The organism is Pseudomonas syringae group sp. J254-4, from assembly GCF_032586855.1.
GTDB lineage: Bacteria > Pseudomonadota > Gammaproteobacteria > Pseudomonadales > Pseudomonadaceae > Aquipseudomonas > Aquipseudomonas amygdali.
Genome location: NZ_JAWHOO010000004.1, coordinates 183,531 through 209,490 on the forward strand (window position 1 = coordinate 183,531; position 25,960 = coordinate 209,490).

The 25,960-nt window shown below is 56.2% G+C and carries 10 protein-coding genes; 3 read left to right on the forward strand and 7 right to left on the reverse strand.

The window, feature by feature from the left end; translation table 11 throughout:
* Window positions 1-87: 87 nt before the first annotated feature.
* The 5 genes from RYB09_RS07515 to RYB09_RS07535 all read right to left on the reverse strand — a co-directional run bounded on the left by RYB09_RS07515 (window position 88) and on the right by RYB09_RS07535 (window position 18,033).
* Entirely contained in the window at window positions 88-2,913 is a 2,826-nt protein-coding gene (locus RYB09_RS07515; protein WP_316887770.1) for an RHS repeat-associated core domain-containing protein, read from the reverse strand.
* Between the two features lie 134 nt (window positions 2,914-3,047).
* A complete protein-coding gene (locus tag RYB09_RS07520; RefSeq protein ID WP_316887772.1) occupies window positions 3,048-5,861 on the reverse strand; it encodes an RHS repeat-associated core domain-containing protein in 2,814 nt (937 codons plus the stop codon).
* Entirely contained in the window at window positions 5,851-10,194 is a 4,344-nt protein-coding gene (locus RYB09_RS07525) for a SpvB/TcaC N-terminal domain-containing protein (RefSeq protein ID WP_316887774.1), read from the reverse strand. The genes RYB09_RS07520 and RYB09_RS07525 overlap by 11 nt, the downstream gene beginning before the upstream one ends.
* 19 nt (window positions 10,195-10,213) lie before the next feature.
* The gene (locus tag RYB09_RS07530) at window positions 10,214-15,052 is read right to left on the reverse strand and encodes a neuraminidase-like domain-containing protein (protein WP_316887776.1); all 4,839 of its coding nucleotides are present in this window, start codon (window positions 15,050-15,052) and stop codon (window positions 10,214-10,216) included.
* Between the two features lie 38 nt (window positions 15,053-15,090).
* Complete coding sequence (locus RYB09_RS07535; RefSeq protein ID WP_316887778.1) at window positions 15,091-18,033, reverse strand: Tc toxin subunit A; 2,943 nt, start codon at window positions 18,031-18,033, stop codon at window positions 15,091-15,093.
* Between the two features lie 262 nt (window positions 18,034-18,295).
* Between RYB09_RS07535 and RYB09_RS07540 the strand changes: the two genes are divergently transcribed.
* The gene (locus tag RYB09_RS07540; RefSeq protein WP_316887780.1) at window positions 18,296-21,112 is read left to right on the forward strand and encodes an RHS repeat-associated core domain-containing protein; all 2,817 of its coding nucleotides are present in this window, start codon (window positions 18,296-18,298) and stop codon (window positions 21,110-21,112) included.
* A gap of 155 nt (window positions 21,113-21,267) precedes the next feature.
* Entirely contained in the window at window positions 21,268-21,552 is a 285-nt protein-coding gene (locus tag RYB09_RS07545; RefSeq protein ID WP_004666155.1) for a hypothetical protein, read from the forward strand.
* 88 nt (window positions 21,553-21,640) lie between these two features.
* On the opposite strand, the gene RYB09_RS07550 is transcribed toward RYB09_RS07545, so the two are convergent.
* Entirely contained in the window at window positions 21,641-23,164 is a 1,524-nt protein-coding gene (locus RYB09_RS07550; protein WP_058408086.1) for a fumarate hydratase, read from the reverse strand.
* Window positions 23,165-23,343: 179 nt separating this feature from the next.
* Here RYB09_RS07550 and RYB09_RS07555 point away from each other — a divergent pair, with 179 nt between their 5' ends.
* Window positions 23,344-24,282: an iron-sulfur-binding ferredoxin reductase gene (locus RYB09_RS07555; protein ID WP_122258133.1), complete on the forward strand. Its 939-nt coding sequence runs from the start codon at window positions 23,344-23,346 to the stop codon at window positions 24,280-24,282.
* 121 nt (window positions 24,283-24,403) lie between these two features.
* On the opposite strand, the gene pyk is transcribed toward RYB09_RS07555, so the two are convergent.
* Complete coding sequence (gene pyk / locus RYB09_RS07560) at window positions 24,404-25,855, reverse strand: pyruvate kinase (protein WP_002554985.1); 1,452 nt, start codon at window positions 25,853-25,855, stop codon at window positions 24,404-24,406.
* Between the last annotated feature and the right edge of the window lie 105 nt (window positions 25,856-25,960).

The following is a 25,960-nucleotide window of genomic DNA, read 5'->3' on the forward strand; positions in this document are numbered from 1 at the left end:
TTTTTGTGGGAAATATAGTACAGATTAAAATGCCTTGGCTTCATTGCCTTGCTCAACGCATTGTGTAGTATCACGTTTCAAGTTTTATTATATTGAGGTTTTTCTGCCCGGGCGAACATTTGCCCAGCGGCCTTCACCATTTAGTCCGTGCCTAAGGTTTCGAAAAAAAATCGCGGACAGTGATCGTTGTTCCAGTTGCGTATTATTTGTGTAAGGTGTCTCACGGTAGAAAAACTTATCATGAGGTACGGCGTATGCTTTATTTTCTTCCGCTGTTGCAGGAAGGAAGTTACGGATCAATGAGGGGCCGGTCATGTGCATGGTTAACTTCAGTCGGCTGAATAGTCCTTCGCCCGGGGTACTGCGTTTCTTTTCCCACCCGTAATTTTCATTGTCATCCATCATTCCAGGGCTTCTTGTGTAAAGGTCAACAATGGTGTCCATTATTTCGCCAGCAATTTTGCCTCGGGGGGCAGAGGCGAGTATGGCGTTAGACGTCAATCCGTTTTCAATGTGTACAAGAAATCCATGGGGTGCATCGAGGCTCCCGAGCGGCTGTCCGACCGCGACATCCGCGTCCATGTACAGGCCGCCCTCCATGTAAGTTGAGGCCAGCTCTATTACATCGCTGGCTGCAGCGTAATTCTTATAAGGTCCATTTGTCTCGCGGCTATAAATCGCTTCGAGTTTCTGTGCGTTTGGGTAGGCTTGGCCCAGTGAGCTGAATAGCTTTTCAGGATTGCGCTGTATTAGCGAATCGCCATGCGCCAATGCCAGATGGCGTTCGGCAGGGTCGTTGCTTTCACTCATTACAGCCAATGGGGTTAGCAGGTGCTTTACCTTGGATGTCCACACATTGACTTGGTAGTCGGGATTTATTTCTTTAAAAAGCAGCATGTTCTGCAGGTGTGGTATTGGAATATCGCCACCTTCCCAGTAAAAATGTGCGTTAAGGGGTATGGCTACGTTACCTTTCAGGTCAACATGATTAAGAGGATTGTTTTTTAGCATTTTATACAGATTAAGGTCAGTATCCTCGCCGGATATATCCGGACTTATCCACCGCTGCAACCACGGCGCGTAATACCTGTACCCGTAATAATAAAGCCCGCTGGCATCGCGCTCCTTGCCTGAATACCGCACGGTTTTGTACTTGGCTTCCACTGCACTGCGCGCCGCCCACCAGGCCGTACCGCCAAAGGGGTAATAACTTTCCTGGCTGATCAGGCCGCCTTGCTGATCAAGCTCCAGCGTGCTCGAGCCCAGATGATCACTCAGGCTGTAACGCACCTGATCGTTCGCAATAGTGCCCGGTTTTCCAGCCTCCCAGTGCAACACCTGCACGCGGTTACGACCCGACTGAGCCGTGACGACATTAAGGATTTCGCCATCGGCTGTGGTGCGAATTTCCAGTCCCGGCACGTAGCGCACTTCGTTGACGAGGGTACGCCCCGATGCCTGCGCACGCGTGATCTTGCGGCAGCGCTGACCCTGGCCGTCATAGACATAGCGCTCTTCATCATTCGGTGCGCTTTTACGCTGCAGCAGGGTGACCAGGGCAAGTTGATTACGCACATCCCAGCGCATGGCCTGCCCGCGCACCAACTGCAGCAGATTGCCGTTGGCGTCAAAGCTCGTGACGAAATCCACTTCCCCGTCATCATCTGGCAGGCTGCGATTGCTGTCGGGAGCAACGTGCATGTTGCGGGTGAAGTTGTGTGCGCCCTCGTGGCGCATTTGCAGCAGATTGCCCGCAGCGTCGTAGCTGTAACGCTGTTTGTAGTTGCTGACCTGGCAGGGATCAATGGTGGGCAAAGGTTGCAGGCCGGGCATTTCAGGGCCATGACTGGCGCCGTTTCTGACCTCCCGGCCAGTGGCTTCAATCAACTGATACAGCGTGTCGTAACGGTAATGGCTGATCGGTTCGATAAGCTGGTTGTTGCAATACCGGTCTGGTTGAGAAGTATCGTTGACGAGCAGGATATTGCCCACCGGGTCATAGCTGTAATCGAGTTGCTGCAGCAGCGTGCCGTCAGCAGAGATCGCGCTTAGCCCGGTCAGCCGGCCGTCCTGCTGATCATAGGAGTAAAGGCTGACTACGCCATTGCCCGCTGTTTCCTGTTCGACCTGATTGAGCGCGTTGTAACGGGTATCCGCAAGCAATGCCTGCGGCTGGGAAATGCCCGCCTGCGTCAGGCCCAGGGTCTTCGATTGCCCGGCGACGGTCTGGCCGAACACCTGTCGGTTACCCATGGCATCGGCCTGCTCGATGGCTTCGCCCAGTGCATTGAATCTCCACCGACTTTGCAACGGAGCCGGCTCAAGCAAGGCATCGCGCTCGGCTTCGGCGACCGGCCAGTCCGGCACGTCGAGCGACAAAAGGAATTGCCGCGCCTCGGTCAGCAACGCCCCCTGCAATGCGTAGTCCGGGAAAAAACGTGTGCCTGCCGTATCGTCATGTCGGACGAGTTGATTGCATTGGTTATGCCCGAACGTTACGTCCATGTTGCCATAACTAAAGCGCTCGACGATCCGACCTTGTTCAATGATGGCCAAGGGACGCAACATAACGTCGTACTCAATATTTCGCTCACTGCCACGGCCGTCCCAGCTCGCCAGTCTTTGACCTGCTTCGCCCGCCAGGACAAGCTGCCGGCCAGCATCGACGCTGTTGGTCAGCAAAGAAAGGCCGGAAAGCGAATGTAGTGTGCTGATAGTGGGCAACGCATCGCTGCTCGGGCGTGGGTCTCGCTGAGCGATGATACGTCCCGCCACATCGTATGTCTGATGGGTCACGCGCTCATCGGCGGGTTGGCTTGAATCCTGTCGTAGAAAGGCGATGCCACGCACGGTGAGCGACCGTGGGTCAGTCACTGCCAGCGTTGGTGTGTGGGCATGCATAGCTCTGTTCATGACGAAACGTCCTTTTATGGGCCTGGCGTTAGCCAAGAGAGGCTTTCCATGCAGCGTGTGTCGCTATTCCATTCGATAAAATTTTTGGCGAATCACAACTTTACCCTTTCCTGGAGAGTGTGAGACTGGCGGCATCATCCAATTGAAAAACGTCGTTGAGTCGCATGTTTTTGTTCCGCATGGGACGCAAGATCCAATGCGGAAATTGCTGAAGGGCTCGCGTTACGTGCTGTGAGCCTGGCCATAGGCCCATTGAACTGCTGATTGATAACCGAGACCAGCAGAGAGATGGAGTCAGCGTTATTCAAAATGGCTTGCGCACGTGCTAAAGGGTTTTCTTCAAAAGCGCTACGATTAACGTCTACAGCGTCCGGCCCGTCCCAGACAAAACCTTCATAGCGCTTCTGAAGCCTTTGTACGGTAGCCAGAATATCAAGACGGCCGCTGTAAGATTGCGCGCCTGAGGTGCCTTCATCGGTCGTGCCCGGTACATTCATGTACCAACTATCTTGCGTAAGCAGGTGCATGTGGGATGCCTCATGAATAATGTTCCAGGCGACCATGTGAGGATGTTCATGTACAACACTGTCTCTAATGAATAAATGATGCTCTGCGTCCTCAGGATATTGCCATGCCACCGCTTTACTGTTTCGAGACCCGCCAACCCCGACGATTTTTGTACCGTCATACTGTTGAATGAACGACGTCAGCTTTCCAATACTTGAACTCAGCATGTAGAGTATTTTCGAGTCCGTATCAGGGTTGGCCTCGGCCGGGATTCTAAAGTGCCCGAGTACCGTCTCCCTTTCTTGAAGGTCCGCAAATGGAGACAGGATCTGGTTTGTTTTTTGACGAGCGAACGCGAGACTTTTTTGACTGGATGACAAGGCCACCGCGAGTGTGCCGCCAAAAACAGGGTTAAAACGAGTAATGTCTGCGAGACCCCTCGCCTGAACAGGATCACCCTGTTCCTTTGATTTATTAAGTACTTCAGAGAAGTTGAAAGGGCTCAAGCCTGTTCGATCTACCAACGTAGTGGGCGTGTTTCTTAAAAAGCAAAACAGATTCAACACATCCACATCCCCCGCCGGGTCCGGGTTTATCCAGCGTTGCAACCACGGCGCGTAATACCTGAACCCATAATAATAAAGCCCGCTGGCATCGCGTTCCTTGCCCGAGTACCGAACTGTTTTGTACTTGGCTTCTACCGCACTGCGAGCCGCCCACCAGGCCGTACTGCCGAACGGATAATAACTTTCCTGGCTGATCAGACCGCCTTGCTGATCAAGCTCCAGCGTGCTCGATCCCAAGTGATCACCCAGGCTGTAACGCACCTGATCGTTCGCAATGCCGTCCGGTTTACCGGCTTCCCAGTGCAATACCCGCACGCTGTTACGACCCGCCTTAGCGGTGATGACATGGAGGGTTTCGCCATCAGCCGTTGTGCGAATTTCCAGTCCCGGCAGGTAACGCACTTCGTCAGTCAGCGTGCGACCTGATGCCTGCGCAGTGCTGATTTTTCGGCAGCGTAGACCCTGGCCGTCATAGACATAGCGCTCGTCATCATTCGGCCCGTCCCTACGTTGCACAGTGGTGATGTGCTGCAACTGATTACGCACATCCCAGCCCATGGCCTGCCCGCGCACCAGTTGCAGCAGGTTGCCGTTGGCGTCAAAGCGCGTGGCGAAATCCACGTCCCCGTCATCGTCGGGCAGGCTGCGATTGCTGTCCGGTGCGACGTGCATGATACGAGTGAAGTTGTGCGCGCCTTCGTGACGCATTTGCAGCAGATTGCCCGCTGCATCGTAGCTGTAACGCTGTTTGTAGTTGCTGACCTGACAGGGATTAAGCGTCGAAACGGGTTGTAAACCGGGCAGCGCCGGACCATGGCTTGCCCCGTTTCTGACCTCCCGGCCTGTGGCTTCGATCAACTGGTACAACGTGTCGTAACGGTAACGGCTGATCGGTTCGATAAGCTGGTTGTCGCAATACCGGTCTGGTTGGGACGCATCGGTGACGAGCAGGATATTGCCCACCGGGTCATAGCTGTAATCGAGTTGCTGCAGCAACGTGCCGTCAGCAGAGGTCGCGCTCAGCCCGGTCAGCCTGCCGTCCTGCTGATCATAGGAATAAAGGCTGGCGACGCCATTGCCTGCTGTTTCCTGTTCAACCTGATTGAAGGCGTTGTAGTGAATGGCACTGGCCAGTGTCTGCGAGTGCGTGCTGCCGTTCAGCATCAGATCTGTGCTGTTCGACTGTCCGGCTACGTTATAAGCGGAGAGTTGGGTATTACCCTTGGCGTCGGTCTGCGCAAGCGCTTCGCCCTGTGCGTTGAACGCCCAACGGGTCTGTAGTCCGACCGGCTCCAGCAGCGCATCGCGATCACGCTCGGCCGGTAGCCAGTCCGGTCCTTCGGCGACGAGCAGGAAATGTCGTATATCGCTGAGTACCGAGCCATTCAGGCTGTAATCCTGCAGCAAGCGCGAGCCCGCCGTATCGTCATGGCGAATCAATTGATTGCATTGGTTGTGTGCCGCTGCATCTGCCTGGCCGTAGGTGAACCGCTCCACGCACCGATGCTGTTCGATGATCCTCGTCGGGCGTAGCAGCTGGTCGTACTCGAGCTGCCGCTCGGTGCCACGACCGTCCCAGCCGCCCAAAACCTGGCCCGCCTCGCCGAATAACATCAGTCGCCAGCCGGCATCGACACTCTCGGTGGCCAACGCGTTGCCGCCAAGGCTGTAGACAGTGCTCCGGTTGGCGTTGGCGAGGCGTGGATCAGTGGCGGCAATCATCCTGCATGCCGGGTCGAAACGCTGCCTGGTAACTCTGATTGCTGCCGCTTGCGTGGCTTCGGCTCGATGTAAAAGGACTTGGCGCACGACCAGCCCACGAACCTCGGAAACGATCAATTCCGGCGTACGTGCATTTACCGCGCTACTGACCATGCCCGGCCGCCTTTCTTGCTGCCAGCACTTCCTCGGCCGTATCGTTTTCGTCCTCACTGATGGTGTACCAGACACGATAGGTCTGCCGGCGCATCCAGCCTTTGGCGGTAATGGTGATGGTCGGACGCCCCAGCGGGTCGTAGAACTGTTTGTCGACGATGTTTTGTGAGCGTATCGATGCGTCGTTCACATACCGATGACTGTTGGCGAAATATGGCCGGTAAACCCGCACTGCCAGGCCTTTATTGTTGTATTCCACCCGTTCACTGACACGCCAGCGCGGCGATGCATGGACAATTTTCGGTTGACCGTCGACCAGTTCGAGATTGCCCCAGTTATCGACAGAATAGGCGTCGCCGTCTTCCACTTTTTGGCGGGTTTGCAGGGTGCGACCGAAGCCGTCTATCGACGCCATGCTGATGCGGATTTGTGCGTCCTTATCTTCCGGGTAGCGGTCTGCAACCAAGGCAGCGGTTGCCAGCGGGATGTGAACCAGCCCCAGCGCCGTATTGCCATCGTAATAGAGCGCGCTGGCTTGTCTGTCCAGAGCGTATTCGGGTTGCAGCGCTATCTCGCTGGCCGAAGCCCAGTAATGTACGGTGCGATTGAGTGGAGGAAAGCCGACCGCCTCACCCAGTTCCGTGCCGTAAAAGCTGGTTGTCCATACCCTGCCGAAGGCGTCGTAATCGGCTTCCCGACTGTTTTGATTGGGGTCGATGATTCGTCTTGGTTGCAGCACACGATAATCATATTCAGCAGTGGTGACGCAGCCTGCCGGGTCGGTGATGCGAGTTGCGAACAGATCGTAGGCGTCGTATTCGACGAGACTCCAGCCATGACTGCGTGTAGGCCTGAACGTAGTGGGGTGAAAGAAGTGCTCTGGACCGGCGTAAATGGCAAAGCCGCGTTTTACCGACCACAGGTTCAAGCTGTCCGTCGGCAGAAAACTCGGCATTTGCTGATAGCCGATCTCGACGAGTTTTTTGGCCAGAGTGGCGCTGTCCATGACTCGCTCGTAGGCGCTCAGTGCGTGATCATCCAGTTCAGCCGTTTCAACGGCGTCAGCCAGCGCCTCAAAGGTCGCCTCGCCATCGCTGCAACCGATATAGCGTTGCACTGACAGGCTGGTGAGCGTACGTGGCAACGCTGCGAATGGACCGGACGGATCGACGAATTGCTCGTAGCTGATCTGCGCAGGCGTCAAGGCGCTTGCCGGAATGAGCATGGCATCGCCGCGTGTGCGGTAAGGCAGCCCCAGACGCCAGCTCTGCGGGCTGTCCAGGTGAATGGCTTCGGCGCGCATTTCATTCACGTAAAACTGTTGCTGGGCCTCGTCGTGTGATGCTTCCCACCATTGTTGCTGGTGAGGGTCCGCAAAGGGTGGTGCGTCCCCCGGTTTCTTGCGCCGCGCACAGTTGAAGCTTGCTGAGTGGAGCGTCGAACCGTAGCGGTCCCACGCCAGATTCAGGCTGTGTTCGCACATCGGATCGTCCAGTTCGTCGGCCTCGTAACGATAGGTGATGACTTCCAGACTGAGCGGCAGCATCGACGCGTAGGGTCGATGCGTGCTCAGTGCTTGCAGTTGGCGAACCAGATAGCGGTTTGATCGGGTCGAGTACAGCACTGTGGTTTTTTGACTGGCATCGAGCCCGAGGACTTCGTTGCGCAGTACAGAGCCGCTCAGCGCTCGTGCCATTTCCTGCAAGGTCGCGTCATCTGCGTCTGTGACGGGCAAATCGGTTCCGGTTGTTGGGTCGAGTCGGGACAACACATGCTCGCCGGGCAAGCGAGCAGCGAGGTCGCTGCGGTCATAGTCGGTGCAGGGTCTGGCAGGGTAGCGTCCTGTGTGGAACCAGGTCTTGTTCAATACCGGAGCGGTAAAATCCTCCTGATTCTGCGACGCCGTTTCGGTGTCGGTCTGCAGGAGCAGGCCGAAGCCGCGAAATTCACGTTCCCGAGGGTCATAGAAACCCTGCCGATAGCGGAACAGCTGGGTGAGCGTATTGCCAGTGACATTGTCCTGCATGGTTTGCCTGACAACCACATGAACCGGGAACGGCAATTCCGAGACAGCAACGCTGCCAGCGGCCCGCAGCTCGTTTTTTTCGTCCAGCCATTCCTGCGCCGAACTGCGATAGCTGACTTCTCCGGCAGCACCGAGGTTGTTGTCCGAGGCCTTCAGCAAATAAGGTTTGCGGACCGTGCCTGCCCGGTCGGCCGCGTAATAAAGGCTCCAGTGCCGGGGCGTCATGTGCGGTACGGTGAGTATCAGGCTAGAGAAACCCAGGCCCAGCAGGTCGACCGCACTGAACTGGCAGAGCCGGTCATAACGCACACCCTCCGGCCACAGCTGATCGAAGGCCGCAGCCAGGCCGTTCCCGCCCTGGTTCATGAAGACCTGAAAGCAATCGGTTTGCAGGTACAGCACGTCACTGGCACCTGAGCCATCCAGGTCGGCCAGCCGTACCCTGCTGGAATCGAAGCTTTCGTAGGTGTAAGGCAGGCTGGCGAAGAGCTGCCCTTTGCCGAATTGGCCACGCCCCAGGTTCGGCCAGACGCGGATTTCGTTGTGCCGGATCCGGATCAGGTGTTGTTGCCCTGTGCCCAGCAGGTCGCTGAACGCTACCAGTTCAGTGGGACTGTCGCTGAGCAATGGCAGGCGATCCTCGTCGTGAGGAATGTCCATTGCTGCGGCGAACCCATCGGCTCGACGGTTGGCATACAGGCGAACGCTGCGTGGGCCGATCAGGGCCAGATCGGACAGCCCGTCGCCGACCAGATCCGCCATCTGGCCTTGCGGGTGGAAAAACTCTGCAGGAAAAGCCGAGAACGTTGCGTAGTTCGACCAGCTTCGGTCAGGGTTGAGCGTGAATAATCCGGCCATTCCCGGCTGGGCGATTACCCAGTCCAGCCGCCCGTCGCCAGTCAGATCTGTGAGGGTCTGACGAACCGGTGTGGCTGAATCAGCCGTCGGTATGCGGGGTAGCAATTCACAGGCTCCGTAGGCAACGGCGTCCGCTGCGCCAGCGGTATCACGGATCGGTTCGCGATATAGCCATGCCTTGTCGTCTCGATACAGAATGCCGGGCAAGCCGTCGCCGTAGAGGTCAACCAACTGGTATTGCTGGCCGTCATTCAGGCCGGCCATGGGCTCCAGCGGCGTATAGATGCCCCACTCAAGAGTGAAGTCGGTGTATTGAAACTGCACAGGGGGTTGTTGATCGACTCGCCGCCAGTCAGTGCCATCCCAGGCTTCTGAATGCGCCGCGCTCAGCAGGCTGTAGCCGAGCGCTGTCTGAAGGTGCTCCAGCAGCAGCCGTCGGTTCAGCAGCGGTGCTTCTCCGAGCTCGTTCGGGAAGTGATGGAACATCAGAACCTGCCGACACAGGCGCAGATTACCCAGCTCAAAACCATAGGCGAAACTTGAATGCGGATCACTGCGCACGGGCCAGGTAAATTGCTCGTCATATTCGGGGGGCGGGTCACTGCGGGTCTCGCGCTGGTCATAGTCGAATATCAGGTCGAAGTGCCACAGCAAACTATCCAGCGAACCTTCTTCCCACAGGTAAAGCACAGGATGTGCCTTGGCATTGCCGTAGCGAACCCTGCTCAGGTAGCGCTGGGCGCGGAAGTTTCTCGGGTGATTCTCTGGCAGGCCCTGATGGTCTTCGGGCTTGTATTCATAGAGGATGTGCTCGCCGACGGCATTCATGCTTTCATCCAGCAACCATTCGGCAACCCGGTTCATGTCTGCCGGGTCGGCAATACGCGACGAGGTCTTCCTGCCATAGAGGTTCAGGCTGCCGTCGGCGTCGTGAATCAGCCAGAAGCCGGGATCTGTGTTGTCCACGCGCCAATGCTCAATGCGCGCAAAGGCCCCTTCGACTCTGTTGAAGTAACGCACCACCTGATAAGTCGCCGTCAAATCATGACCGTTGTAGCTGCTGACCTGAGTCGAGACAAGCGCGCCGCTGTCGTCGCGTTCCGGCAGGCAGACATCGCCTCCGGGGCCGAAAATAAGATCATCGTCGTTGTAGCCCGGTACGCCCTTGCTGGCACGACGCGCGACTTTACCGATGTTCAGGTTCCAGCCAAGCCCGAACACGCCGTTACCAGAGGTGCTTTGATAACTCAGCGACAGGGCTGGCGCGTAGCCGCGTCCAAGGCTGATAGGCAGAGCGATTTCCAGTGACGCCGCGCCACTGGTACCCACGGATCCCCAGCCCTTGCCGATGCTTTGAATCGCGCCACCGCCTTTGGGTAATGACGGAGTGGCAACAGTCGGTTGCAGGGACGGCGGCGATTGATTCTGCGATTGCGATTGAGCTTCCATGGCCCTTGCTCCCTGTCGGTTAACGACTTTTCGCCGTGTAGCGCATGTGCACGATGATGTCAGTGATCGAGTCGATCATGTCGCGCTGCGATGCGGGGTTGGAAAAGCTCAGGGCCCAGCGAGAGATCGCACCGGTGCCCTCAAATGGCAGATAGCGCTCATCGTCAAAGTTGAAAACGAACAGTCCGTCATCGTCCACGCCGGTGGACAAGGCGATCTGCTGGCTGGCGCGCATGTTTTCCTTGAGCACCCCGTCAGCCTGAGCGTCCATCTGTACTGCGCTGTACGACTGGGTCAGCGTGGCGCGGATATCTTGATACGGCCCGACCGTGACCGGCAACGAAACGCTGATACGTTTGATGCGGCGCAGGTAGTGGTCCGGGTAATCCTCGTCAAGCATGGCTCGAGTGATTTCGAACTCGGCAATCCCTTTTTCCGCCAGGCGTTTGACCACTGCATCCCAGCCGTGATTCATCCCGGCATCATCCCCCTCGGTTATCGGCAGCTGGTGTACCGAAACCGTCTTGACGATCTCCATTTTGCGTTCGTTGCGGGTCACGTAAGCGGCATCCATGCGTAGCAGATTCAGTTTCAGGGCCTCGCCAGCAGTCAGGCCCCGCCAGGCATCCTTCCAGGCCGCGGGCTGGATGAAGGAGGCCGAGTAGTCGGCAATTTCATACTGCCAGCAGGCTTGCGTCGCCAGGCACAGTGAGAACGTGGCGTCATAGGCCTGGTAGTAGAAGGTCGAGAACTGCCCATTGAGCCATTGATACAGCTGGCTGTTGGTGAAGCGCTTGTTGAGAAATGCATAGACGGTCTCGGCCTGCTTTTTAGCATCCTCAGCCTGACGCAACTGTAACGCTGTGGCGCGGGTCTGGGCGTCGTGAACGGCGAGTTGCAGAGTGATCTGTTCGGACTCAAGCAGTGCCTGATCCCGTGCGTGTTCCCATTCCTGAAGACGACGACGGAAGCCCTCCGTACGCTCAAGCGCGTAGCCGATGGATGCAGAAAGTGTGGCCCTTGCTTGCGCGGCAATGGCGACCATCTCCGGCACACCTTCCAGACGAAAACCGCCGACAGCTCCACCCGCCGCAGCGCCGACAGCCATGCCGCCTGTAGCCCCGGCATGAAAACCTGCGTGGTTGGGCACTACCTTAAGGGCCGATGCTGCAGCATTAGCGGTTGATCCGACACCTTCGGCAACCCTTGCCGCAAGCTGCGCGCTGGCCGCTGCGACTTCGCCGGGGCTGACGTTCTCTTCCGCCAGTTGCGCGTAAAAACGGGTTCTTGCATCAACCACCGCCTTGCTGGCTTCCAGTGCCTTGCGTGTCTGAACTTCGATTTTCTGTGCTTCGAGCTGCAGATCGATAGCGTACTGGGCGAACTCCCAGACTTGCTGCTGTTGCAGCTCCATAAGCTGCCCTTGTTCCTTACGCTCGATGACCGACAGCAGCGTGAAGCCGAACTGGGTCAAGGTCTCGACGGCGGCGCTGGCTTTGGCAAACATGACCGGGTAGCGATAGTGCGGCGTTTCCTGCGCCAGCAGGCTGCCCGCACCGCCTTCGGTTGCGCCACTGGCATAGGCTGCGAGCAAGGCCCGTGGGTCCAGTGGCGCTGCAAACAGCGGTAACGACAAAGGCTTGCCGTCCAGGGTCAGGTTGTGGCGCAGGTTGTACAGACGCGTCTCAAGCATGTCCCAGTATTTGACCAGTTCTGAATTGATCGGAAGGATAAAATGTTCGTTGTCCTCTTCGGCCAGTGTCGGGTCGCTGCCGAAGGTGCTCAGGCGAAGGGGAGGCGGGCTGAATTTGACCGTTGCCTTGCCGTCTTTGGCGGTGGCGCTGGTACGTACCTGTTGTTCCTGCTTGACGAACTGCTGCTCGAAAGCTCGTAGCCCCGGGCTTGTAGATGCTGCAAGATCGCCCAGTGCAATGGGCGTCCACTGGCTGGTCAGTTTCATATCCGGGCGCGGCCCCAGCAGATCGAGAATACGCACGTACCAGAGCTTGGCCTCGCCGAGGCTGTCGGGGGTCAGTTGCCGGTAGGCCATGTCGCCCCGGTCAATCAGGTTCTTGATGTAATGGAAATACACCGCTTTCTGGTAGCGCACCGGATCGCTGGCGGCGATGCCATCCGGGTCAATGGGCGAGCGCAGAAAGTAATCCGGGTCTGGCTCTTCCACCAATGGCCGCACGTTCCAGTAAGCAGGTGCATTGCCGATCTTCTTGCGACCCGGATCGAAGATGAAACCGAGCCAGCGTTCTGCATCGGAGAAGCGCTGTTCCAGATTGAGTCGATGAGAAATCATGAACGGCAGGTGCAGAAACAGTTCCCAGAAGTACAGACCGTTGGCACCTTTGAAGTCCATCAGGTCAGGGATGTTGTCCTCATCGATAGGCGGCTCCTGCAACTGTTGGGTGTCCCAGGACAATAACGCTTCAAGTGCGATGTTGGCCTTGTTGATCAGCTCGCGGGCGAACAGGGTGTTCATGCGGATAGGGTCACGTTTATCGGTCGAGTCGTCGCTGAACAGGATGCTTGAGCTCGAGAAATCAATGTATTCCGCGATGCCTAAAAGCTGATCGACGCGCTTGCTGATTTTTGGCGCTATGGGATCTGTCCCGTCACTGGCTGCGAAGGCAAGTTCGATTTCTGTGGATTTAAGTGCATTACCGATAGTGTCGCCTGATGTGGCGTCCAATACGGCCACACCGTGCGTAATGTAGAAATTCTTTTTTTCTGGAACGAAAGCTGTGTCTTTCAGGTAGGGCAGCAACGTGGTTTTGTCGAATGGAAGAGTGACAGTATAAAGCGCGGGCGCACTTACACGCTCGGTAGGGGAACCGATTTCAAGATCGAGTTGGTTGTTGGAATAGGGGCTGCTCATGCTGGAAGGGTATCTGACGGCTTGCCGGTGAATGACTTTTTGCTCTCGAGTACCTTCGAGTGTAACAAGCGGCCCTGCCACAATGGCTGTTCCTGAAAAAACGGCAGAGCCACTTCTAGGTGACGCTGTTTTGTTTAGCTCTTCTGCAATGGCTGCATTTATATAACCTCCGCTAAGGCTGATGGGGGCGGAGTTCGATGCAGGGGCGTAAAAGAGAAAGTTATTAAAGTCATGGTTTGATAGAAAATTTTTAAGTTCTGGGGCAGCGGCCCCATTGACATCTGATAGGCTGAATATGCCAAGGGCTTCAGTGGCTATAATCAGGCTTGTGGAAAATATTGAGTCGTCCAAGAGCGCCCAATGATGTTCGTCGTAGGGTTTTGCATATAGGTCGAGGAGTACATATTTGTCCAGGAGCCAGTAAGTAATTCGCATGTGTAAGCTGGGGGCGTGAGTGGCGTCTATATCGGATGTGATATGTGTCGTTATTGTGATAGTCGAGCTTTTTTCGTCAACGACCGGGGCGGCAATTAATTGCATTTCACCTATTTTTTTTTGCAGGTTGTTGTAGTTCCAAGCGGGGTCGTCGGCATGGGCGGATTGTGTTTTAACCTTCAGTACCGTTATTACCACTCTCCAGGTAAACTGAAAATTCTCCTTATTTTTAAGTGCAAATGCCCAGCACGTTTTTCGCACTCTTGGTTGCTGAAGTTCTGGGTCATCATCATAGGCCATCGCTTCAACATGATTGTCCACGGGGAACGCTTGCCTCTTATTGAAATTTTTGTCGATAAATGCGGTGTGAAGGAACGTGTAGGTTGAACTCGATCCGTCAGCATCACCCTCAACCAGCGTCTCTCCCGCATACATGGCGATAAATAACGACTCCGGTGATGCAGAGACATCGTAAATAGCAATAGTGTTCAGGTCTCTTTCCAGATTGACTGGCTTATCTGCACGGGTGAATGCATTGGGTGTGGTCACGTCCATATAGATTTGCGGCGCGCTCCAGGAATCGTCATATTTCTTGTAGGAAATATTGAGTACCAGCCGCACGTTCGGTGTGATCACAGTGACAGGTGCTATGGACAGCGGTGGATTGACAGGGAAGCCGCCATTTGTATCGGGTGCTATCGTGCCGACAGGCAGCGTAACTTCCACCTCCTCGGTAACATGAATCAAGTCCACCCAAGCCACAAACAGTCGATTGTTGAAATATACCGGGCGGATGGTTCTTTCCAGTGTATTGGCATTGATACCGATCTCGGCCCGGTTCCAGTCCGACCAGGCGCCTGGCGTGGGATTATCGTATTTCGGCCCTTCAGTCCCTTCTTTGTAGGCGCGCTCATTCATGTCTACGGTGCGCCAGTAGTAAATATTCTCGGCTCGCGATTTGCCGATAAAGTAATATTTGCCTTCTGCAAATCGGTCACTGTCGATGTAACCATTGATAATGGTCAGGTTGGCGACCTCTTCAAAACTGGCAAGGTAGGACTTCACTGCTTCCTGGGTGGTGTCAATATTGATCCTGTTTTGATTGATGTCGTTTTCAAGTTGCGCGAAGTAGCTGGACTTTTTCAGCCGTAGTGCCGGAGAAATATAGATTTCCGGGTACAGCGCCAATTGCATATTGGCGGCCCAGATCGGGTATTGACTGCTGCGGTCGCGCCATTCGACAAACCGTGCCTCGGTAGGCAGCAGGGTGTCGTAGCCCGGCTCCATGCCCAGCAAGGTGCCATTGATGAGTTGTTGCAGGCTGCTGATTGCTGATGCGACATGGCTGGTCTGGACCTCATTGCCGACCTGATTGTCGAGCAGGAAAAACTCATACAGGTCATTGGCCGTTTTCAAACGCTGGTCCAGGCCCAGGCGACTGAGCAGTGGAGAGTTGGGTACAACTTCACTCAGGTAATAAGCCACCAGCGCATCACGAAAGGATTCGTTGATCCGGCTTTCCACGGTATTGGACATGATCAGGCCTCCATGGCATTGAACAGGTTAAGTGCAGATCAACGGTTGCCGGATATAACGGCTTCGCCTGTGGACTTCCACTGCGTGGCAGGACTGGTCACTGTCAGGTCCGTGGCCAACAGTAATTGTCCAGCCGAGAGCCCTGTGAGTTCACTGGCGCTGTGCATTCGGTTCAGCCAGTCCACCTCGTGCATGGAAGACGCGATTTCATCTGAAGCAGTGAGTAATACAGTCGCCGCCAGCACTTCGGACGATGTCCAGTGTGTGAGTGCTGCCAGCAGCGCAGCACAGTGCGCCTTGTCCTTTGAACCGCCATTCGCTTGTTTGAAATAATCGAGCAAAGCGTCTTCCGGGTGACCACTCTGGTCACGCCAGTTGCGATAGCGGTCCAGCAGGTACAGGCTGCTCAAAGAGAGAGGAAGCGGGCTGTCAAAACCTGTATGCAACCAGTGCGGGTTGATCAGAAACGTGCGCAGTGCCTGGGCACTCAGTCCTAACTGCTGATTAACTTCTGCATGGCGCATCAGTTCCGTCAGCTTTACTTCGGTGCCCTCCATGAGCGAGCCGAGAAACACGTCCACGCTACTGCCTGACCAGCGCAGTACCGGTTCGCAACGATCAAGTGGCAAACCCGCGACGGTTTGCATCAGACCTTCCATCAGGCGATGCTGGGTCAGGTAGCCGTTGAAGACGAACACTTCAAGTTTTGCGGCAAGTTCGCTCTTCAGCGAATCGCCAAGTCTAATAGAGGTGAGTTGTGTAAGGATTGCCTGACGGATACTGACAGCAGGCTCTTCATCCAACGGTTGGGCTACTACCAGCCCGTGTGAGTCGATCAGCGGCGCTATTACAGCCCACCATTCGATCACCGAGCCCTCGTCGTCATAGGTTGGAAGGTTCAGTGACGCAAGTTGTTGGTCAGTCAGTGCAACTGCAAGAGCGTCGTCGGTCAATTGTTCGAGCTGACCGGCCAGCTCCTGCGATGTCGCTGGTTCGGTCATATCCACGCCCAATTGACGGCGCAGTGTGGCAACGTTCTGACCATAAGCCTTGAGCCAGGTAACGGCCCAGTCCAGTTGCATCAGGATATCGAGCACGTCGGGTTCGGCATCGCTGTCTGTCTCGGCAGGAGCGCTTCCCAGTCTGCCTTTCACAATGTTTGCCCGGTAAGGTTCACCGCCCAGCAGGTCGATCAGTGCCCGGCTATCCTGGACTGTCAGGCCGAACATCGAAGCAATACGGGTCTGGCGATACAGCGAAGAAACCATACTCAATTTGAGTTTGAAATCGGTACTTGTGCCTTCAAGCAGATCGCGAGTATCAACGACCAGCAGCCACAAGCCTTCCTGCGTACTGGATAAATGCAGGGCGGCGCTTAACTGCGCGCGAGCCTTGATATGCTCGCTACTCTCGTTATCCAGATAAAGGGGTGATCCGTTCAAAACCAACGGGGTGTCGAACAGGATCGGGTTGTTGAATACCCGGTCGAACAGAGGCAAGCGACCATCGCTTGCCTCACCAGCCATGCAATGAAAAAAACTGGCAAACTCTTCGGGCGTGAGGTTGTAATGTTTGCTCAAGTACCGGTAGACGCCCAGCGCGCGCAGTGTGTTTGCAGTCAGGACTCCCGGAGAGTTCGCATCACCTTCCGAACGAATGACCGCGATGATCAACGTATCCAGCGTTGTAAAAGGAATGTTCATCCAGCGTTGCAAACGAATCATGCGTTGCAGGCGGTCGAAGCGGTCCACGCTGGTGTTGGTCAGGCGTACGACACCATCGGCTTCCTTGAGCAGCCCCATTGCTGGCTCGACGGCTGGGCCATTGACGTATTCAGCACCGAATCGAGTCCCGATTGCAGCCGGGCTTTCATCGGGTGACGGCGTTGCGTCGACGGTTTGCCCGGCCGACTGGATATTGGCTGAGCGGTAAGGGGTGTGACTGCCTGTGGCAAGAAGGGCTTCTACTGCGTCACTGTCGAGATCCGTTTTTGCCATGAAGATATCGAGGGTATTGAGCTGATTGCTGGCGCCGTCCACGTAAACAATGTTGTATTTTGTGTTGAAGAAACGGTTGATCGCCTCCGGCTCGGCTGCCACTGCAGGTTCAAGCGCGATTGCCTGTTGTTCAGGGCCTAAACCGCTCATCAGGGCCTGTGCGACGGCGCTGGATTGCTGCACTTTTCCAAAGTCATCAGTCGGCGTTGAAGTCGTCGGAACCTCAAGGCTGATGTGATAACTCAGCTCGCCCAGCGTCGGCTTTTTGCCTGCCAGCCCCAGCGTTATCTGTTGAAAGTGAAAGTTGTAAGGGAACATGAACGGATGCTGTTTTTCAGCGACCAGTTGGTAAAGAGACTTGTCCTTGTCCTCCGCCACGGTGTCCACGTAAGCCTCTATAGCTTTGCCCAACACCTGGTTGACTATCTGCAGCGTAGGAACCGGCGTGAACGTGCTTTGCTGATCGACAATCAGGTCTTTTAGGTCTGGGCGTCGTTCATCAAGCTTGATTCGGCTGGAATCGACAGAGCTGCCTTCCAGTTCTTCCAGCGCAAAACGATACAAGGATGTCAGGTATGCAACGGGCGAGTCCTTGGCCTCTATTGCTCCCACTTTGCAAAACAGATCCCAGTTCTCCTTGAACAGATTGGGGAAACTAGGACCGATCTCTACCAACGAGCGTACGCCCGAGCGCCGTGTCAGTTTCTGCGTACGGCCAGACGACACCAGTTGGTTGCGATAAAGCCGTACGATCTGCGTCGCATAACAGCGGGCATTTTCATAAGCAAGCGCCGCATTGGCGTCGCTGATTCGCGAGATATCACGGACAAAGGCTGACTTGGAGCGCCGCACGATATCGAAGACCGATTGAATGTTCAGCGTCGCGAGAGCGTCAGTGAAAGACAACTTGCCGTCCGTCCGCTCGTGGGCGACCGCATCGGTTTTGGCTAGATTGTTCAGCAAGGAAAGGGGAGGTTTTGTCATGTTCGGCGCCTCATTAATCATGGCTCAAGCGTTGTTCAAAAGGCGGTCGTCGTCTACCTGATACAAATGACAGCTATTGCGCGAGAAGGGTTGAATATCCATAAAAAGCAATGCGTTATCTGCGATTCGTTTGCTTATGCCTTTTGGTAACAAGCCGGCTTTCGATAATCAATTTCGCTATTTCCATGGGTGCACAAACGGTGCTGATCGTTGTTGTGCTATAGCGAATAGCTGGGTTATCAAACATTCATGGATGAAAGCGATGAACTCGATTGTGCATAGCAATACGCCAATACTGGCGATCATTGACCCACGTGCGCTGGCTGTGCGTAACGTGCAGTTCTGTAGAAGTGTGGCCGGGCAGCTTCTTGACGCGCGGGTGACGCACCAGCGCTTTGACTGGTCAGGGCGACCGGTTGTGGGTCGTGATCCCCGTTTGTTCAGTCGTTCGGAAATCGAAGCCGGTATCCCGGCAAATCTGGTGGTCAGGTTTAGTCTGTCTGGAGCGGTTTTGCTGAACGAAAGCGTCGATTCGGGTTGGCGAATGAACCTGATTGGCGATGCGGGGCAGTTGCTTGAAAGCCGGGACGGGCGAGGCACGCTACGATGCATCGAATACGACCACTCGCTGCGTCCTTTATCAGTTACAGAGCAAGGACATGTTGTCGAGTGCCTGGGCTATGGAGCTGCGGACGTCGCTGAGCATAATCAATGTAATCAGCTGATTCGCCATGACGATACGGCAGGCTCGTGCTTGCTTGCGGACTATGGTCTGTCGGGTGGAGTTTTGAGTGAGAAACGGTATTTTCTGCAGTCGCCTGACAGCCCGGACTGGCCACTTGCCGAGCCTGATCGTGATGCACTGCTGGAGCCCGTCGGTTTGCAGACACGCTGGGCTTTCAACGCGCAGGGCGAAGTGTTGGTGCAGACTGATGCCAACGATAATTTCCATCGTTTCAGTCACGATTTGGCAGGGCAACTGCACGCTGTTGAACTGACCCTGGCCAATACCGAACAGCCGCAAACGCTGGTCAGTGCAATTCGCTACGACGCGTTCAGTCAGGTAGAGCAGGAGACGGCCGGTAATGGCGTCGTCAGTCATTATTCCTATGATCAACAGGACGGTCGGCTGACTCAACTCAGCGCGGTATCTGCTGATGGCTCTGTGTTGCAAAGGCTGAATTACAGCTATGACCCGGTGGGCAATGTTTTGCTCATCAACGATACTTCTCAGCCCGATCAATATTGCGACAACCAGCTTGTCGAACCGATCAACCGTTACCGTTACGACGCGTTGTACCAGTTGATCGAAGCCACTGGTCGTGAGGTTAGAAACGGTGTTAGTCATGGTCCGGCGTTGCCCGGTCTGCAATCTATTCCGACGCTTGATCCTTGTCAGGTCAGCAATTACAAACAGCGTTACAGCTACGATGCTGCGGGCAATCTGCTGCAAATGCGTCACGAAGGCGCGCAGAACTTCACCCGCAACATGCACGTCGCCCCCGACAGTAATCGCAGCCTTCCCGAAGATGACGATGACGTGGATTTCGCCACAAACTTTGACGCCAACGGCAACCTGCTGCAACTGGTGCGCGGGCAGGCCATGGGCTGGGATGTGCGTAATCAGTTGCAGCACATCACCACTGTGCAACGCAGGGACGGGCCGAATGATGACGAGCGCTATGTCTATGACGGCCAGGGTCAACGCTGCCGAAAAATCAGCACTGCGCAGGCATCAGGTCGCACGCTGACTAACGAAGTGCGTTACCTGCCGGGACTGGAAATTCGCACCACAGCCGATGGCGAAATCCTTCATGTCGTTACGGTTCAGGCCGGTCGCAACAGCGTGCGGGTGTTGCACTGGGAAGCCGGTAAACCGGACGGCATCGCAAATAATCAGGTTCGTTACAGCCTGGGTGATCACTTGGGATCGAGCACGCTGGAACTGGATCATCAAGGCGGTCTTATCAGCCAGGAAAGTTATTATCCGTTCGGCAGTACGGCCTGGTGGGCGGCTCGCAGTGCGGTAGAAGCCAAGTACAAAACAGTTCGGTACTCGGGCAAGGAACGCGATGCCAGCGGGCTTTATTATTATGGGTTCAGGTATTACGCGCCGTGGTTGCAACGCTGGATCAATCCGGACCCGGCGGGGGATGTGGATGGGTTGAATTTTTATGCAATGGTTCGGAATAATCCGACAGCTTACACAGATCCTTATGGACTGATCGGGGAATATCGTGGGCGGAGAGACAGTGTAGAGCGTGATGTATTATTTGACACCGGCATCCTCGCGCGAGGTAGAAGCGAAATATCGAAGCTTCCAAAAACTGAACCTGATCATTTGAACCGCGCGTTCAAACTCGCTTACTCTGCATGGAGTGAAAGTTCAAAAACCCTCGCAGCACCGGCGATAGCGCAACTGCCTGAGCTATTGATGAGTTACGTGTTGGGGGACGGCGCCAAGGAGAGGCGTGGCGAATTGGCTGAAACATACAGCACAACGGCTTGCATGCTGAAAGACTACAATGAAGGTGGGGGGCATTACAATCAGATAGCCATAATGAAAAACTATTCGGGGACGGATGCATTTATTGATCTTGAGGATCAGCATAAACGCATTTTCATGGTCGAGGATCTTTTAAACGTCCACGTTGCGGGTACATCAATCACGCTTGGGCATGAAGTTTCTCACACAGTTCTCAATAACAAAATTCTTGATTTCGGGTATCTGGCAGCGGGTCTCCGGGACGAAAAAGCGGCAGCGATCAGTGAGGACAGCTACATACAGCACCTTGAAGGCGGGCTTAATTCAGCGATGGAGTATTCTTACGGGCGTAAGAACGCCCACATGTTCAGAAGTGTCGAGCGGATGATAGGAAAGAATGTATTGAGTACCGAGAGGGCCCTGAGACTCTTCGAGGTCAAGAGCATGCAGGACATGAAAATCGAGCGTTTGAGCGACCCCGCAGTGCGGACCAACTTGTTGATGAACAATGCAGACAGCTTGGCGATGTTAAGTATTATGCTTGCGGAATCGACGGTAAAAAGCAGTCTCAGACGCTGGGGAAAGTTGTTCTGATATGAGGTGACTGGCTACCCGTGCTATGGGAGGCTGGCATGGGGGCGGCTAAAGGCTTTCTTGCTGTACTACGACCGCCAGACTATCGCTGATTTTTTTCTGCCGGAAACAAGGTGTTTACCAAACCTTCATGGATGAAGATGATGAGTGCGAGCATGAATAACCTTGCCTCAGCCTGTAATGTATTTCCGCTGATACGTGATATGCGTGCAGATACATGGGAAGCGCTCAACGAAAACATGAGTGGCCAGGAAATTACCGTGCCAATCTCTGGGTCCTCCAACTATATCGAGTGGCAGTCGCATGCGCCCGTAAAATGGCGAGATATGAAGTTTTTGAAGTTCGAGAAGTTCTCTGAACTGGACACAGCAAGGTCGGATCCTTCAACTGTAGCTTTTTTCAAAAAAAATGCCATTCCAGTGCGTCTTTATTCGATTTAGTTGTGGGTGATCGCGTGGGGTAAGGCGCTGCACTCCGAAGCTAATGCAGCAAGCCCGACCTGTTTTCCGGGCTTGCTGCCATCGTTACTTACTGCACTTCCACCGCCAGACTGTCGCTGATCTTCTTCTGCCAGATCTGCGGGCCGGTGATGTGTACGGATTCACCCGTGCTGTCCACCGCAACGGTCACCGGCATGTCTTTGACCTCGAACTCGTAGATCGCTTCCATGCCCAGTTCGGCGAAGGCCACGACTCGGGATTTCTTGATCGCCTGAGCCACCAAGTACGCAGCGCCGCCGACGGCCATCAGGTACACGGCTTTGTGGTCGCGGATTGCGTCGATGGCGGTCGGGCCGCGTTCGGATTTGCCGATCATGCCCAGCAGGCCGGTCTGGTCGAGGATCTGGCGGGTGAACTTATCCATCCGCGTGGCCGTGGTCGGGCCTGCCGGGCCAACGACTTCTTCGCGTACCGGATCAACCGGGCCGACGTAGTAGATGAAACGACCCTTGAGGTCGACCGGCAGGGTTTCGCCCTTGTTGAGCATTTCGACCATGCGCTTGTGCGCGGCGTCGCGGCCGGTAAGCATCTTGCCGTTGAGCAGCACGGTTTCGCCCGGCTTCCAGCTTTGCACTTCTTCCGGGGTCAGGGTGTCGAGGTTGACTCGGCGGGCCGATGGGCCAGCTTCCCAGACGATTTCCGGGTAGGCGTCCAGCGACGGCGCTTCCAGCGAGGCAGGGCCGCTGCCGTCGAGTACGAAGTGCGCGTGGCGGGTGGCCGCGCAGTTAGGGATCATGCACACCGGCAGCGACGCAGCATGGGTCGGGTAATCCATGATCTTGACGTCGAGCACGGTGGTCAGACCGCCCAGGCCCTGAGCGCCGATGCCCAGCTGGTTGACCTTTTCGAACAGTTCCAGACGCATCTCTTCGATGCGGTTCTGCGGGCCACGGGCCTTCAGCTCATGAATGTCGATGGACTCCATCAACACTTCCTTGGCCATGACCGCGGCCTTTTCCGCGGTGCCGCCGATGCCGATGCCGAGCATGCCCGGTGGGCACCAGCCTGCGCCCATGGTCGGAACGGTTTTCAGGACCCAGTCGACGATCGAATCGGACGGGTTGAGCATCGCCATCTTCGATTTGTTTTCCGAACCGCCGCCTTTCGCCGCGACGTCCACTTCCACGGTATTACCCGGAACGATGGAGTAGTGGATAACAGCCGGGGTGTTGTCCTTGGTGTTTTTGCGAGCGCCTGCCGGGTCGGCGAGGATCGATGCACGCAGCACGTTTTCAGGCAGGTTGTAAGCGCGACGCACGCCTTCGTTGATCATGTCGTCCAGGCCCATGGTGGCGCCATCCCAGCGAACATCCATACCCACGCGTACGAAAACGGTGACGATGCCGGTGTCCTGGCAGATCGGGCGATGACCGGTCGCGCACATGCGCGAGTTGATCAGGATCTGGGCGATGGAGTCGCGAGCGGCAGGCGACTCTTCACGCAGATACGCCTCGTGCATGGCCTGGATGAAATCCACGGGGTGGTAGTAGGAAATGAACTGCAGTGCGTCTGCAACGCTCTGAATCAGGTCGTCTTGCTTGATCACGGTCATGCGGCGCGCTCCTCTGTAAGGACGGGAACATTCAATTACGCTATCGGCGGCAGTCTGGAACTGCGGCTTGAACCAGAGCTGTCAGGTTAGCCGTAGCGGGCGCAAAAAGGCGCGGCAGTATAACCCGCCCGACAGGCCAGTCTGTACAATCGCCGTTATTTTCTGCACAGGCCGCCTGAATGCCTCAATTGCATGTTGGTGAGCGTAGCTGGTCGGTGCCATCGGCCAGCAATCTGCTCGACGCCCTGAACCATGCCGGTGTGCCGGTTCCCTATAGCTGTCGTGCCGGCAGTTGCCATGCGTGCCTGGTGCGCTGTGTCAAAGGCGAGCCTGATGACGCTTTGCCCGATGCCTTGCCCGCTGAAAAGCGCCAGCAGGGTTGGCGGCTCGCCTGCCAGTGCCGAGTGGTCGGTGACCTGGCTGTCGAGGTGTTTGACCCGCAGCGTGACGGCCTGCCTGCGACAGTAATGGGCTGCGACTGGCTCTGCCCGACCGTGCTGCGTTTGCGTCTGGAACCCGCGCGACCTCTGCGCTATAGCGCCGGGCAACACCAGGTGTTGTGGACTGACAGCGGTGTTGCCCGGCCTTATTCGCTGGCGAGCCTTCCGGGCGAGGACCCGTTTCTGGAATTTCATATCGACTGCCACCAGCCCGGTGCCTTCTGCAACGTCGCCCGACAGCTGCGGGTCGGTGACACGTTGAGGCTCGGCGAACTGCGCGGCGGGGCCCTGCGCTATGACCCTGACTGGCAGGAAAAACCTCTGCTCTTGCTGGCTGCCGGTACCGGGCTCGGCCCGCTATGGGGCGTATTGCGTGAGGCGTTGCGTCAGGAGCATCAGGGCACCATCCGCCTGATTCATTTGGCCCATGACAGCCAGCAGCACTATCTGGCCAATGAGCTGCAAGCCCTGGCTGAGCGTTATCCACAGTTGCTTGTTCAACTGATTACCGTGCAGACGCTGGAGACGACCCTGGCCGAACTGCGCCTGTTGTCGCGGCATGCGATGGCGTTGTTGTGTGGCAGTGCCGACAGCGTGGAGGTATTTGCCAAGCGCTTGTATCTGGCAGGGCTGCCGCGTAATCAATTGCTGGCGGATGTGTTTGTGGCGCGGGAATAAGGTGCATGTTAGTCATAGCTCTCGTTCGTCACGATTAATCACGAAAGATTCGTCAGGCATACACAATGCAAAAAGGCCCCGACTCTTGCGAGACGGGGCCTTGGCTTGCAGCGTTCTGCTATCAGACCAATGGGTCGCCGACATGCAGAATCTTCATGCCGTTGGTGCCACCGATGGTGTGGTAGCTGTCACCCTTGGTGAGGATGACCCAGTCACCTTGCTCGACCAGACCACGCTTGAGCAGTTCGTCGACTGCGGCCTGGCTGACCTGACCCGGTGGCAGGGCTGCCGGGTCGAACGGCACGGTGTAGACGCCACGGAACATCGCTGCACGCGCTTGAGTACCACGGTGCGGGGAGAACGCGTAGATCGGCACCGAGGAGCGGATGCGCGACATGATCAGCGGGGTATAGCCGCTTTCGGTCAGTGCGATGATCGCCTTCACACCCGGGAAGTGGTTGGCGGTGTACATGGCCGCCAGCGCGATGCTTTCGTCACAACGGGTGAACGAGTGGCCGATACGGTGGCTGGACGTTTTGCCGGTCGGGTGCTTTTCAGCGCCGATGCAGATACGCGCCATCGCCTGAACCGCTTCGATCGGGTAGGAGCCCGCAGCACTTTCCGCCGACAGCATGACGGCGTCGGTGTAGTCGAGCACGGCGTTGGCCACGTCGGACACTTCGGCACGCGTCGGCATCGGGCTTGAGATCATCGACTCCATCATCTGCGTGGCGACGATCACCGCCTTGTTGTGGCGACGTGCGTGCAGAATGATGCGTTTCTGTACGCCAACCAGCTCGGCATCACCGATTTCAACGCCCAGGTCGCCACGCGCAACCATGACAGCGTCACTGGCGCGAATCAGCTCATCGAGCACTTCGTCGTTGGCAACGGCTTCGGCGCGTTCGATCTTGGCGACCAGCCAGGCTGTACCGCCGGATTCGTCGCGCAACTGGCGAGCGTATTCCATGTCGGCGGCATCGCGCGGGAAGGAAACGGCCAGGTAGTCCAGGTCCATTTCGGCAGCGAGCTTGATGTCCTGCTTGTCTTTCTCGGTCAGTGCCGGAGCCGTCAGGCCACCGCCGCGACGGTTGATGCCCTTGTGATCGGACAGCGGACCGCCGATCAGCACGGTGCAATGCAGTTCGTCAGCCGTCTGGGTGTCGACGCGCATGACTACGCGACCGTCGTCGAGCAGCAGCTCGTCGCCTACGCCGCAATCCTTGACCAGATCCGGGTAGTCGATACCCACGATTTGCTGGTTGCCACTGGTCAGCGGATGAGCGGTGGAGAAGGTGAACTTGTCACCGACCTTCAGCTCGATTCGCTTGTCGGTGAACTTTGCGATACGGATTTTAGGACCCTGCAGGTCGCCCAGCAGAGCGACGAAGCGCCCGTGTCTGGCGGCGATTTCGCGGATCAGTTTGGCGCGTGCCTTGTGCTCATCCGGAGTACCGTGAGAGAAGTTCAGACGAGCAACGTCCAGACCCGAAAGGATCAGTTGTTCGATGACTTCCGGCGAGTTGCTGGCAGGGCCAAGTGTGGCGACGATTTTGGTGCGGCGAACGGTCATGCACAAACTCCTTAATTGAAGCGCAGCGAGAGGCTACTCCTGTCTGGGTCTTTAGTCATTGTTCCTTTGCACTACCGTGTTGCTGTCAGGGAGGGCAATCGGCTG